The organism is Bacillus sp. BS98 (assembly GCF_008432245.1).
GTDB classification, from domain to species: domain Bacteria; phylum Bacillota; class Bacilli; order Bacillales; family Bacillaceae_G; genus Bacillus_A; species Bacillus_A toyonensis.
The window spans coordinates 1,076,570-1,089,832 of the sequence record NZ_CP043830.1; the positions used below are offsets into that span (position 1 = coordinate 1,076,570).

Consider the following 13,263-nt stretch of genomic DNA (forward strand, 5'->3'; position numbering starts at 1 on the left):
AAATCGTTAAGGACAGAAACTTACTCGCAATATTTTAACATAAATAATGAACTTTCTTTGAGAGGGAGTCTTAAAGAGCTAGCTCAATTGTTGAAAGTAAGGTAACGAACTATAAAAACCGAACCGTCATCTAAGTGGCGGTTCGGTTTTCTTTATTTTTTCTCTACCAATTTTTTATTCTTCCAATCTAGTGTAAATGATTTATTAAATGTTTTTTGATCAACATCTTTTACGTTGTTTCCAACCCAACCTGCATCGCAACATATTCAATATCATTATCAATTTCGCCTAACACGTAAGATTCTAAAATGCCCATTACAGCAGTTCCTAAAAATTTTAAAACGCTGTGCTTATCAATGTTTTTATTGTGAAGATTGCTGTGCTTAATATTTACGTTAAACGTGCATAACAAGTTATAATAGAAGAAATCAATAAGGAGGCTAGCTGTGAAGAATCTTCGTTATTTCAATATATTTACTATGTTAATTATATACACGCTACTTATGTTTTACATCGGCTGGAACGGATGGGTTTGGCTTCATGCAGTATTTGGCTGGGAGTCCTGGGGGTATTATGCTTTCGTAGTCGGATTTATTTCTTATGCGTATATTCTCGTGCAAGTGTTTAAGTTTCTCCCATTCCTTCGAACGATTGGTTCAATTTGGTTTGCAGTCATACAATACGCCCTTATGTTATTGCCGTTAGCTGATATAACAGTCTTTCTTTTACAGTTTTCGGTTGAGAAAGAAACAGCAATTATTTGGACAGGGGCGGCTGTGTTAGCTGCGTTTATCTTTATCTTTGCATATGGAGTATTTAATGCGTATAGTCCAGTAGTAAGAAAATACGAAGTGCACATACCGAAAAAGGTAGAGGGGCGTAAAAGTTTACGTATTGCGATGGCTTCTGATATGCATTTCGGTAAACTGTCTGGCGTTTCGCATTTGAAAAGACTTGTTCGTCATGTAAATGAAATGGAACCTGATATTATTTTACTGCCAGGTGATATTATCGATGATCATCCAGGAGTATTCATTCAAAAAAACATGGGTCATATTATGAAACAAATGAAAGCTCCATTAGGCGTATATGGTGTTTTAGGAAACCATGAGTACTACGGCAGAGCGGTTCCAGAGTTTTTACAAGAGATGGATAGGATTGATATTCGTATTCTTTTAGATGAAGTGATCACAATTGAAGATGACTTTTATCTCGTTGGAAGAAGAGATAAAACAGAGCGAGATCGCCAAAGCTTTGAACAATTAATGAGTACGGTAGATAAATCGATGCCTGTTATCGCAATGGATCACCAGCCATTCGAGTTAAAACAAGCAGCGGCGGCAGGTGTAGACTTATTATTATCCGGTCATACGCACCGCGGACAAATGGCGCCAAATCATATTGTAACGAGAAGAATGTACGAGCTAGACTGGGGATACGCACAAAAAGGCGCATTCCACGCAATTGTTTCTTCTGGATTCGGATTTTGGGGACCGCCGCTTAGACTTGGTAGTAGGTCGGAGATTGTGCAGGTAGAAGTTACGTTTGAATAAGGTTAAATAAAAGGGATTATACATGATTAATATGTGTAATCCCTTTTATTTTTTATTTCGTAATCGCGACCTTTACTTGAATATAATCTCAATTAGTTGTTGTGGATGTGCATTAATTAATCCATGAACAATAATAATTACCCATACCTTGCGATAACGCGCCCACAAATATCCAAGGAATAGACCTACGATACTATGGTTCACAATAACCGTAGCTGTATCAATATCCCAATGACCAGAGCCGTGTAATGCAATATGCCAGCTTGCCCATAATAATGATGTAAGAAGTATAGCCGGCCAAGTGCCTAGTAATAGTTCCAAACGTGTTTGCAACCAAACTCTATAAAAAAGCTCTTCCAGTACACTATTTATAAGAAATCCTACAAGTAAAATTAAGATTAAAATCGCGGGTTCCATTCTCGCTGAAACAAATGGTGTAGAGAATGTAGAAAAGAAGTTGAAGTAACCCCAGACTATAATGACAATAAGTGGTGTAAACCGATACCATCTATTACCTCCCGTTGATTTTACAGGCTTTTGTCGTTCTTTTTCGGGGTTACTTTTATAAAACAAAAGAAGCATGAATGGAGTGAATAATAATAAAATAATTTTAAATATCATAAACCACAATTGTAATGTCATTCCTTTAAAGTTCGTGGTGAGGAGACAAATTGTGAAGAGGAAGCCACTCAAGAATAAAATAACAGTTTGAATTATGATGCACCTTAGTTCAAATTGTTGAAGGGGATTATAGTTTTTATGATGAGATGGTAAGAAACGAACAAGGAGTATACCGACAATAACAGGGATCCACTTGTTCCAAAAAGGCAGTGTGCCCGTATGATCCCCACTGTAACGAATGTTTGTTTCTCCGATCCATATAAGCCAAAGAGATGAAAGCAAAATAAGAAGTATAATGATTCCACCAATGAGCTTCCCCGCTTTTGGAAAATAACTACCCATAGTTATCCGACCTTTCATACTATAATGGTGAATCGATTTTCAATTATTTCTGTTTTTAAATGAATATGCATTTATAAATCTATTAAAACAAAAAAGAAGAACTGTGGAAATATTTTAATTTTTATGATTTAACTTGATGAGAATAGAGGATCGCTTTTTTGAAAACAGAACGTTCATATTGGAATGACAGAATAGCATATTTACTCTTCTTTAAAAAAGAGATACTATAAAAAGACTCTGCTTGAAAAGGGGGACTGTAAGTGATCATATCAGATGTACTATACGGAGAATTTGAAGTAGATCAAGTGTTAGAAGAATTAATTTTAAGTAAACCAGTGCAAAGGTTGAAGGGGATTCATCAAGCCGGAGCAAGTTACTTAATGAATGAGAAATGGAATGTAACGCGATTTAATCATTCAGTTGGTGTTATGTTGTTAATAAAAAAACTAGGTGGTTCGGTAGAAGAGCAGATTGCTGGTTTACTGCATGACGTATCACATACTACTTTTTCTCATGTAATGGATTACGTTTTTGATAATATGAATGAAAGTTATCATGAAGAGATATTTAGTTCTGTTGTGAAAAACTCAGAAATTCCAGCAATTCTTTCAAAGTATGGTTATAACTATGAAGATATTTTGTTAGATGATTCGAAGTGGACGTTACTGGAAAGATCCGCGCCGGAATTATGTGCAGACCGGGTGGATTACACATTACGAGATATGTATACATACGGATATGTTTCTTTAGAAGAAGTTCACAATTTTTTATCGGATGTCATCGAAGTAGATGGGAAAATGGTTCTTCAAAATATCAAAATGGCAGAATGGTTTACAGAAACGTATTACAAAGAAGTAATCGATTTCTTTATGCAACCAACTAATATTTACGGAAATGATATGTTAGCTAAGACGTTAAAGTTAGCTCTTCATAAACAAGTTATTCATGCAGATGATTTTCTTCTTGAAGATCATGAGCTTATAGTAAAATTGCAGCTATGTAACGATTCAGAAGTACATGCTTTATTAAGAAAAGTCCATCCAAATGTAAAAGTAAGAGAAGATAGAAGTGAGTATGATTTACATCAGAAAAATAAAGTCCGTCTTATTGACCCGCCATTACTTCGTGAAGGGAAAATCATTCAGTCATCTGTCGTATCAGAAAAAATAAGAGAGATGAGCGATATCGCTTATGAAAAATCGGTGAGAGGGATGTATGTGAAAGTGATTTCTAATTAAAAAGAAGTAGAGCATCACTTTTGGATGCTCTACTTCTTTCCTGTTAATTATCAAACCAATTCCACATCTCAATATCTCCAAGAGTCGCATAACGTACGTGCGGGGAGTTTTGTAATTTTAATAACTCTTTCGATGGGCCAGTAATAACAATTCCGTATACTTTTACACCGTTATCTTTTACATATTGATAACGTTTATCTAAGTTTAGTTCTTTCTCAGAAAGCGCAGCTATTTTGCTTACTGTTTTTTTATGGATAGAAAGGACGCGCATCATTTCGATTACTTGATCTTCTTGCGTTTTCTGCTTGTCAGTATCATTATCGAGGAATCTTACATGTTCTGGAAATCCTATAGCTTCTCCGCCATGTAGGATATAGTCATCTACATTTTTTCTGTCTTGCCCTGTATCTAAAGCGTACCATACAGGAGTTGGAGGGAGTTCTTGTGCTTCAAATATGCTATATAAAAGCGGTTCTAATTCTTTTAAAGTGTAAGATTTATCAAAAGAAATTGCTACTTCTGCAACGGTTCCATCATGTACTTTTGCAAGTGTATCCCATACTTTTTTTGAGGAATCCTTTAAATAATCACCCTGCTTTGTTTTAGGATGAACAAAGAAAAGCTTTGGTTGATAGAACGGATTCATCCAAGTTTGTTTCGTGACATCTACAGATGATAAGAAGCTTTTTGTTTCTACTGTACCGAGTGGCATTTCTTTTTTACCGACGGTTCTTACTAAATCAAAGCTGCTGTTCGTACGGAAAAAAGCTTCTACACTTGTTCCGCCCCCCATAACGCGGCTATTTGGGATCGTTGCTTCAAGTGCAAGTGAAGGAACCTCTCTAATTTCTTCTAGCCTTTTATCATTATTAGCTTGAAAATAAAAGGCTGATAATACCCCACCGATTATATATATAACGATGCAAATGGATAATATAAAACCAAACGTTTGTAATCGATGTTTCCACTTAATTCTCCAAAAAGGAACTTTAAGATCTTTTGGCGGTAATTTTTTCTTTACGGGTTCACTCTTCGTAAGCAATTCATCTAAATGAGCTTCACATTCTGCACAAGTTTCTATATGACTTTCTAACTGTTCTTGCTCATCACGTGTGAGCGTTCCTTTTTCATATTTCTCCCAAAGTTTTTTAAACTCTGCACAACCCATCTGTATCACTCCTTTATGCTTTTTGCTTCTTTTCGTCCGCGGTGTAATTCAATTTTTACTTTCGCTAATGAGAGACCAGTCATTTCTGCTATTTCCTTATAGGAGAATCCGTAGTAATCTCGTAGTAACAGGACATTTCGTCTTTCGAGCGGAAGAGAAGATAAACCTTCTAACCAACTAGCAATCTCATGTTTTACGAAATAAGAGTGCTCTGTACTTGGCACGTGTGGTAAATGGAATTCTTCAATTTTCGTTGTTTTATATTTTTTCTCTTTTCGGTACCAATCGATAAAGGCGTTGTAGGCAATTGTAAATAACCAAGGTCTAATTTCTTCTCCTTTATAATAGTCAATATGGACGAGCATTCGGTAAAATGTTTCTTGCATAAGATCTTCCGCGTAGTGGGAATCTCCGGTTAGGGAGAGAAGATAGCGAAATAAATCATGCATATGATCTGAATAAATGTCTTCTAATGATTGTTTGCGTTTCACTAATTTCCCTCCCTTCATACATAACAACGAAATACATATAAAAAAGTTACATTTGTTTTTAAAATTATAGTAAAAAACGTCAAGAATTGGATAGGATTCTCTTTTATCATAATACATATAAGGCGGGTGAACAGAGATGGAAAGCTATGAAACACAAATTCAAAGGTCCATTGATTATATTGAGGAGGATGTAATGGAAAAACAGACGCTGCGTAATTTAGCTCGCATTGCAGGTTTTTCTGAGTCGCATTTTCATCGTGTATTTCAGGCGTTAGTAGGTGATACAGTAATGGAGTATGTTCGAAAGAGGAGGTTAGCCCGGGCAGCTTATCAACTTTCTCATACGGATGAAAAAGTTATTGATATCGCGTTTGAGCATGGCTTTCAATCTCATGAAACGTTCACGAGAGCCTTTAAAAAATTATTTCAAATGACACCGAGTGAATATCGAAAACAAGAAATTGAAACACCGATGTATTACAGTGTGAATGTAAAACAAAGAAAATTAAATCCGTATTTAGGGGGCATACAAATGGAATATCGTATTGTAAATAAACCAGAATTTTTAATAGCAGGTTATGAACTGAAGACGACAAGTAAAGAAGGGAAAAACCACCAAGACATTCCAGCATTTTGGCAAGAATATTTACAAAAAGATCTTGGAACAACGATTCCGAATCGTAAAGATACGAGCCAATGGGTAGAACTTGGATTATGTACAGATTTTAATTTAGAAACAGGGGACTTCACTTATATTATCGGAATGGAAGTTACAGACTTTGAAAATGTACCAAATGAGGTTGCAAAGCGTACTTTCCCGGCAGCAACATATGCCGTATTTACAACACCGAAAGTTCCTCATGCAGAAATGGTGTCGTCTATTCATCAAACGTGGAATGCAGTATTTTCAGAATGGTTCCCGCATTCAGGATATGAACATTGCGGCGTTACAGAGTTTGAACTATATGATGAGCGTTGCCACGAAGATAAGAGTGAGTTCGCTCAAGTAGAGCTTTGGATACCGGTGAAGAAAAAATAATAATAGGGTAAAAGCGAATCATTGGGAGATGGTTCGCTTTTTAATAAAGGGGAAATGGGAAGATGTTCAAAAAACTAGAATGTGTATCTATACATACGAAGGATATAGAGAAGTCGGTTTCTTTTTATAAAGAAATGGGAATGAAGCAAAACTGGATTATAGAAAGAGAACTAGAAGAAGGGGTTATTTGGACGTTAATAGGATTGAAATTTCTAGATGAAAAAAGTTCGGAGTTAGTAATAAGTAATCATCCGGATATTAATTTTATGGAAGTCGAAGTATTAGTAGAAGATGTACAACAAACGTATGGAAGTTTAAAAGATAATAAAGATGTAAAATGGATTCGTGAACCATTTCCAACAGAATCAGGACATGTTGCGGTAATGGAAGCGCCTGATGAGAATGTGTTTGTGTTAGTAGGGAAATAGGAGAGAAGACATAGTAAAAATTAACATGGACTTCGTCAAAAGCTTGAATATTTAAAAGAAGAGTTAGAAATACCATACCCATCGGAAGATATAGAAAGAATTGAAGAGGAATATAAGACAGATTCTTTTGTGGAGGATTTTTACAGTTATACGTCATTAATAGATGGGAATTTGAGTTATGTTCTTTTTTCTAAAAAAATTCTGGAATTACAAAGAGAGTTGTTGTATAAAAGCTTTTTACAAGCGTATCCAGAATATTTATTTATAGGTATATGGAACAATATGTGGAATTGAATCGCCAACTAAGCATATATGAACAAATCCGGAAGTTATTAATTGTTATCATAGAAGAGTATTAAAGAAAAGGTGCTTTTGTAAAGCACCTTTTTTATGAACGAAACGGAAATACAAGAACAATCGTCGTTCCTTTCCCGAGTTCACTATCAATAGAAATTGTCCCGTTATGGGCATGAACGAGCTGTTTCGTAATGGCGAGACCAAGTCCAGTTCCGATGTTGCTTTCTTCTGTATTAGTCCCTCTGTAATATCGCTCGAATAAAAGTTCTTTCGTTTTATCGTCCATTCCTTTTCCGTTATCTGAAATAGATAGTGTAAATGAATTTACATCCTGCGAAAGCTTTACGATTACATTTGTCGTTTCATTATTATGTTTCACAGCGTTTGCTAGTAAGTTTTCGATAATACGCTGGAACCATTTTTCTTCAATGAAATATTGAATTTTATTTGAGCTCGGTACGAATTCAATATTTTGATTTTGCAGTGTCGGATTATTAATAAATTGTAATAATACTTTTTGGACGAATTGATTCATTTCAATGTTTACGTGCTGGGCAGGAAGGCTGTTATTTTTTAATTGATACGTTAAGCTTAAATCGTCAATTAGTGTAGTCATATATTGAGATTTCTCTTTCATAACGCTGCCGAATTGCTGAATGTCACGATCAGTCCAGTTATACTGCTTTGATTCTAGTAATAATGCGTAGCCATATATAGAGCTAAGTGGTGTTTTTAAATCGTGCGTTAGACCGGTAATCCATTCTTCACGTGTTTGCTGCAGTACTTGCCTCATCGCATCATTTTTTTTGAGTGTAATTGAAAGGTGCTCTAGTGAGCTAGTAACATCTCTAAATAAGCGAAATGACCATTTTTCTTTACCAGATCGCCTGAATCGAACTGGTTTTCCTTTTTTACTAACAGGCTCTTCATATTTTCCACCAGCGATATTTTTAAGCCAACGCATTGCGTGTAGTAACGGTTTCCCAAACTTATTTCCGTACCAAATAGATAGAATGACTAAATAAACAAAGACGATAAGAAGGATTAATCCGCATCCGATTAGAAACTTCTTAGTAAATACATCCTCAATTTCGTCATCTGGGTAGTATCGTTCATTTTTTGCTGTAACGACGAGAAGCTGACCACTATTTGCATCGTAAAAGCTAGACGTGTTTTCTTTATGATTCCACGGTTCTTTTTCGTTAAGAGCAGTCTGTATTGTAGAAAGTGTTTTTTTCTTTCCAGTTGGATAGGAAAAAACCTCTTCGCCATTATGATTAAATATTTGCATTGTTGCTTTTTCTTTAGAGAGTAACTGTTTTTCTTGTTCTGTTAATGTGAACGAATCTGTAGGTACAGAAGAGTGTTCTTTTTGAATTGTTTTTAGTAATGCATTACTTTTTAACATACCGCCGTAAATAACAAGTACGTTTTTTTCTTCTACTTCAATTTCCCAATATGTAAATGTATAAGGGCTTTCTATATGATTCTGTATATGTGCGAGTAAAGATGTTTTCGTATAAGAAGTTGGGACATCACTTGGTGTATTAAATTGATAGAGGACTTTCCCGTTTTCCTCTACAATCTGAATCCAATCATTTTTCTCTTTAATTAAATCTTTTACTTCCGTTTTTAACGTAATATCGCCATCTTCTGAAGAGATATATCTTGAAATTGTAAAACTATCAGAATCCGGAATATTAGGTTCGTATGAAATACTAGTAACAAGAAAAATTAAATAAGTGAAAGCAGCGACTACAGCAATAAGTAATGTAACTAAAACAAAAACGTGTTGCAGTATAAATTGGATGATAAGTCGTTTATTAAGATTCATATTGTCACCCTACTTTGTAACGAACTTATAGCCAAGTCCGCGAACAGTTTTTATGTATTCTGGTTTACTTGGGTCTTGTTCAATTTTTTCGCGTAGCTTTCGAATGTGGACCATAACAGTATTGTCATCGCCATTATAGGCGGGTGCTCCCCAAACTTTTTCGTATATTTCTTCTTTCGAAAATACGTAGTTCGGATTCTCACAAAAGAAGAGTAGTAGTTGAAACAGTTGAGCGGAACATTCGACAACGTGTCCATTTACTGTAAGTTCTGCGGAATGTTGATCAATTTCAAATCTCCCAAATGAAATGGAGTGTGCTTTTTGTTCGTGTGGTACGGTTTGTTTCATATGTCTTCGAAGTTGTGCTTTCATACGAGCTACGACTTCTAATGGATTAAATGGCTTCGTAATATAATCATCTGCACCGTATGAAAATCCAGATATTTTATCTAGATCAGATGCCTTCGCTGATAGGAAGAAAATCGGACAATCTGTTTGTTGGCGAATAATTGGACAAATATCAAAACCAGATTGTCCAGGAAGCATGACATCTAAAATAATTAAATCGTAATTGTTTTGTTCGATGAGAGATAAAGCTAATTCAGCTGATGTTGCAGTTGTAATATGAGAAAAACCTTCTTTTTCAAGAATGGTAGTTAGTAGTTGTAAAATTGCTGTTTCATCATCGACGAGTAATATATTTGCTTGATACATAAGAATCCCCCTTAATTTCCTCGAATATCATATCATCTTTTTGTAACATATGGAATTTTTAAGGAAAATTTAAGGTTTTCTTTTATAAAAAATTAAGAATCAAATGATATGATAAAAGTAACATAGGGGAGGAGATGAGTGTGAATCCGTTTCAAATGATGCGAGCTAGATATTTTTTAATTGTATTTGCACTATTAATTTTAGTAGCGAGAAGTAGTGAAAAATTGCTAGAAAGTACATTTCATATACAAAATTCATCTTTTATAAATATACTTATATTTTATATCCTTCCGATTGCATGGATTTTTTATGAGTATAGAAAGCACCGTGTTTCATTTTCATTATTTCTTAATAAAAATGAAACATTTAACTTGGTGCAAGTTATATACATTACGATTATGTTGTGCATGTTCAGTTACGGGTATCTGATTTTATACATGTACAGCTTTGCATGGATTACACCAGATTTTATTATGAATGCTTTACACAAACCGATTGTAGATAGTGCCGGGGGATATATATATCAATTTATTATGGTTGTATTTATCGCACCTATTATTGGAGAATTTGTTTTTCGTGGATTTTTACTTCAGCGCTTTGCTGCGAAATGGGGAACGAGTATAGCGATGATTGCAGTGGCACTTTTATTTGCGATATTACATGTCGATTTTCTCGGTGCCGCCGTATTTAGTATCGTATTATCAATCGTATATATTCGTACGAAAAGCTTACTCATGCCAATTGCGATACATATGTTAAATAATACATTTGTACTTTGTGCATCGTTCCTAGTAAGTAGAGAAAAGATCATGAGTTTTGCAGATTTCTCAAACTATACGACGTTCTTTCCAGGACTGATTATTTTTATAACAGGATTAAATTTAGTACTCATCTTTTTATTTGTTAACCGCAAATACTGGAGTAAAGAAGTGCCAGTTATATACGCAGAGCAGGTAGAGAGTTTTGCAAATGTAGTGGGAGATAAATGAGACGAAGAAAACGATTGAAAAAATATTGAAAGACATTATAGATGCTACGTCTATTACAGATATGTGTGATAAAGGCTTTTGTCATTGGCTTTTTAACCTGTAGTAGATACAATTGTGTTTCCGGAGTATTACTTATTTTCTAGTACTCATTTAAAAGAAAATATTATTTCTCTTCTTATTGTATTAGGGATTTTAATAATATTCGGTCTAATGTTAGAAGTAATGATGAAGCGTATCTTCAGAAAAAATGAAGAGAAGTATGTGCGGGTTCATAAAGTATTCGCGAAAGTAATGGGAGCTTTCCTTTTGTTTTATGGTATGAAAACAATCATTTACTTTATAGCTTTGAGACATCATTAATTCTAAATTTGAAAGGAATGTATAAAATTATATGAATGAAACAATATCATCAAATAAGTTTTTTTATTTGATTTTACTTAGCATAGTGCTAATAACGACAGTAAATGTTATTCTCCGCTGGGAGGAAGCCTACTTTTTCATGTATTTAGCGCTCCATTTATTAGGGGTCTTATGTATAAGTGGTGGCATGGTTACTGAAAAAAAGGGTGACGAAAGTGTTAACTATATGTGTGTGATCGGTCTTGTTTTACTTTTAGCTGTACAAGGTATTATGAAATATAGTTCTTTTTCGGTACAAGATTTCAGTTTGTTAATAGATGTACTGCCTTAAGGGGGATAAGTATTTATGTTATCGAAGAAACAAATAGGGTATATATTTGTTTTAGTAGGTTTTTTTACGATTATTATAACGACGCTATTTTTTCAAGACTATGAATATGTAAAATATGTAAAAGGCGCTGGTTTAATGTGCTGGTTTGTAAGTGCTTTTCTTATTCCGAATTATGAACCGAGGAAAGTGTCTAAAAATAGGTAAAACTCTTCTTATGTAGAAGAGTTTTTTTTATCCCGCATTAACGGGCAGTAAGACTCCCACCTCAAAATTCAGTGACAGCAAAGAAGTTAGGCGAGGGATCAACTGCCCGTAAAAGCCCGATTGGTGAAGGCTAATAATCAGTGGGGGGATGAAGAAAACCCCCACTGATTAAAGTTTCACTTTATGTAAATAGAAGGCTCTCGAGCAATTCTCGTAATTAGCTTGTTCTAATTTAGCATGTACGAACTTACAATAATAATAGACAGGCAGCATAGAGGAGGGAATAACGTGAGGAAAGTTATTGGGTGGTCGCTTTTTTTGTACGTTGGATTTGCGTTATTTATATATTGGTATTTATTTGGATGGAATCATGAACTCATTCCGGACATGTATAAAGGAACGAGTGCAGATCCAGAAACCTTTATGAATGCGAAAGAGCTTACGCTAAGCCAAGATTATTCGCGCGTGAAAAATTTACTGTTCTTTTTAGCGACGCCTCTTGAATGGATTATTTTATTATTTGTACTCGTGCTCGGTATTTCAAAAAAGTTTGAGAAATGGTCAACGGAAACGACTAAAATAAGTGTCTTACAAGTTGCGATTTATTTCTTTTATTTATCATTACTCACAACGGTACTGGCATTACCGATGCAATGGATTGGGCGTAAAGTGTCGGTTGATTACGGTATTTCCACGCAAAGTACACAAAGCTGGATAAAAGATCACGTTATCGATTTTTGGGTTAATTATGCGACGATGTTACTCATTGTTACAGTTCTTTTATGGCTTATCCGTAAATTCCCGAAGAGATGGTGGCTAGCAGGATGGGCACTCTCTGTACCATTTACAATCTTTTTAACGTTCGTACAGCCTGTTATTATTGATCCACTTTACAATGACTTCTCGACGTTGAAAAATAAAGAGTTAGAAACGAAAATTTTAGCGATGGCAGACAAAGCTGACATTCCTGCTAAACACGTATATGAAGTAAATATGTCGGAAAAAACGAATTCGTTAAATGCATATGTAACAGGAATTGGCCTTAACTCGCGTATTGTAATGTGGGATACAACGCTTAAGCAATTAAAAGATAAAGAGATTTTATTTATTATGGCCCATGAAATGGGACATTACGTAATGAAACATATATATTGGGGCGTTGCGAGTTATATTTTCATATCGTTTATAGGTATGTATGTAATTAGTCGTATTTTAAATATGTGTATTCGAAAATGGGGAGATACGCTGCAAATTTCCAAAATGGCATGTTTTTCAATTTTACCTTTGTTTTTCTTAATTTCCTCTTTATTATCTTTTGCATCACAACCAGCAACAAACTACGTTTCACGAATAGAAGAACGAGCGGCAGATCAATATGCTTTAAATATGACGAAAGATGGGAAATCTGGTGTGAGAACTTTTCAATATTTATCAAAAACAAGCTTAAGCCAAGTGAATCCACCTGTGTTAGTCAAATTTTTCTTATACACACATCCACCAATTTTCGAAAGAATTCATACGTTTGAACAATATGAGGAACAAAAAAACAAGAAGTAGCGATTATGCTACTTCTTTTTTATAGAAATATAAGTTTGGTATTGGGAATATTTATCATTGCTTTTTATTGAGATTTTGTAAATAATAAGCTATAAAA

15 protein-coding genes and 1 pseudogene are annotated in these 13,263 nt (G+C 34.6%); 10 read left to right on the forward strand and 6 right to left on the reverse strand.

The window, feature by feature from the left end; all coding sequences use genetic code 11:
* Positions 1 to 229: 229 nt before the first annotated feature.
* On the reverse strand, positions 230 to 412 hold the full coding sequence (locus F0362_RS05635; protein WP_033658360.1) for a hypothetical protein: 183 nt from the start codon (positions 410 to 412) through the stop codon (positions 230 to 232).
* 34 nt (positions 413 to 446) lie between these two features.
* Here F0362_RS05635 and F0362_RS05640 point away from each other — a divergent pair, with 34 nt between their 5' ends.
* On the forward strand, positions 447 to 1,553 hold the full coding sequence (locus F0362_RS05640; RefSeq protein WP_061529375.1) for a metallophosphoesterase: 1,107 nt from the start codon (positions 447 to 449) through the stop codon (positions 1,551 to 1,553).
* A 72-nt stretch (positions 1,554 to 1,625) separates the two neighbouring features.
* On the opposite strand, the gene F0362_RS05645 is transcribed toward F0362_RS05640, so the two are convergent.
* Positions 1,626 to 2,516 carry a CPBP family intramembrane glutamic endopeptidase gene (locus F0362_RS05645; RefSeq protein WP_149889689.1) on the reverse strand — a complete coding sequence of 297 codons (891 nt, stop codon included), beginning with the start codon at positions 2,514 to 2,516 and terminating at the stop codon, positions 1,626 to 1,628.
* A gap of 260 nt (positions 2,517 to 2,776) precedes the next feature.
* Between F0362_RS05645 and F0362_RS05650 the strand changes: the two genes are divergently transcribed.
* Positions 2,777 to 3,754, forward strand: coding sequence for an HD domain-containing protein (locus F0362_RS05650; RefSeq protein ID WP_000587050.1), 978 nt, complete (start codon positions 2,777 to 2,779; stop codon positions 3,752 to 3,754).
* A 43-nt stretch (positions 3,755 to 3,797) separates the two neighbouring features.
* Here F0362_RS05650 and F0362_RS05655 read toward each other — a convergent pair whose 3' ends face one another.
* Together F0362_RS05655 and F0362_RS05660 are read right to left on the reverse strand one after the other, a co-directional pair.
* Positions 3,798 to 4,922, reverse strand: a complete 1,125-nt coding sequence (locus tag F0362_RS05655) for an anti-sigma factor (RefSeq protein WP_000501642.1) — start codon at positions 4,920 to 4,922, stop codon at positions 3,798 to 3,800.
* A 5-nt stretch (positions 4,923 to 4,927) separates the two neighbouring features.
* Entirely contained in the window at positions 4,928 to 5,431 is a 504-nt protein-coding gene (locus tag F0362_RS05660) for an RNA polymerase sigma factor (RefSeq protein WP_002038125.1), read from the reverse strand.
* A gap of 118 nt (positions 5,432 to 5,549) precedes the next feature.
* Between F0362_RS05660 and F0362_RS05665 the strand changes: the two genes are divergently transcribed.
* The 3 genes from F0362_RS05665 (at position 5,550) to F0362_RS05675 (ending at position 7,174) form a co-directional block, all read left to right on the forward strand.
* The gene (locus tag F0362_RS05665) at positions 5,550 to 6,452 is read left to right on the forward strand and encodes an AraC family transcriptional regulator (protein ID WP_149889690.1); all 903 of its coding nucleotides are present in this window, start codon (positions 5,550 to 5,552) and stop codon (positions 6,450 to 6,452) included.
* 62 nt (positions 6,453 to 6,514) lie between these two features.
* On the forward strand, positions 6,515 to 6,880 hold the full coding sequence (locus F0362_RS05670; RefSeq protein ID WP_002109566.1) for a VOC family protein: 366 nt from the start codon (positions 6,515 to 6,517) through the stop codon (positions 6,878 to 6,880).
* Positions 6,881 to 6,970: 90 nt separating this feature from the next.
* Positions 6,971 to 7,174, forward strand: coding sequence for a YxiJ-like family protein (locus tag F0362_RS05675; protein ID WP_229198782.1), 204 nt, complete (start codon positions 6,971 to 6,973; stop codon positions 7,172 to 7,174).
* A 94-nt stretch (positions 7,175 to 7,268) separates the two neighbouring features.
* On the opposite strand, the gene F0362_RS05680 is transcribed toward F0362_RS05675, so the two are convergent.
* Positions 7,269 to 9,011, reverse strand: coding sequence for an ATP-binding response regulator (locus F0362_RS05680; RefSeq protein WP_149889691.1), 1,743 nt, complete (start codon positions 9,009 to 9,011; stop codon positions 7,269 to 7,271).
* 9 nt (positions 9,012 to 9,020) lie between these two features.
* Positions 9,021 to 9,725, reverse strand: coding sequence for a response regulator transcription factor (locus tag F0362_RS05685; protein ID WP_000283866.1), 705 nt, complete (start codon positions 9,723 to 9,725; stop codon positions 9,021 to 9,023).
* A gap of 140 nt (positions 9,726 to 9,865) precedes the next feature.
* Between F0362_RS05685 and F0362_RS05690 the strand changes: the two genes are divergently transcribed.
* The 5 genes and pseudogenes from F0362_RS05690 to F0362_RS05710 all read left to right on the forward strand — a co-directional run bounded on the left by F0362_RS05690 (position 9,866) and on the right by F0362_RS05710 (position 13,166).
* Positions 9,866 to 10,714: a CPBP family intramembrane glutamic endopeptidase gene (locus F0362_RS05690; protein WP_001067943.1), complete on the forward strand. Its 849-nt coding sequence runs from the start codon at positions 9,866 to 9,868 to the stop codon at positions 10,712 to 10,714.
* A 61-nt stretch (positions 10,715 to 10,775) separates the two neighbouring features.
* Positions 10,776 to 11,074 (forward strand): annotated as a pseudogene (locus F0362_RS05695) (malate synthase).
* 31 nt (positions 11,075 to 11,105) lie between these two features.
* Positions 11,106 to 11,405 (forward strand): hypothetical protein, encoded by a 300-nt coding sequence (locus F0362_RS05700; protein WP_002105543.1) that lies wholly within the window; start codon positions 11,106 to 11,108, stop codon positions 11,403 to 11,405.
* A 15-nt stretch (positions 11,406 to 11,420) separates the two neighbouring features.
* Positions 11,421 to 11,609 carry a hypothetical protein gene (locus tag F0362_RS05705; protein ID WP_000949414.1) on the forward strand — a complete coding sequence of 63 codons (189 nt, stop codon included), beginning with the start codon at positions 11,421 to 11,423 and terminating at the stop codon, positions 11,607 to 11,609.
* A gap of 288 nt (positions 11,610 to 11,897) precedes the next feature.
* Positions 11,898 to 13,166, forward strand: a complete 1,269-nt coding sequence (locus F0362_RS05710; RefSeq protein ID WP_001233277.1) for a M48 family metallopeptidase — start codon at positions 11,898 to 11,900, stop codon at positions 13,164 to 13,166.
* The last annotated feature ends 97 nt before the right edge of the window (positions 13,167 to 13,263 follow it).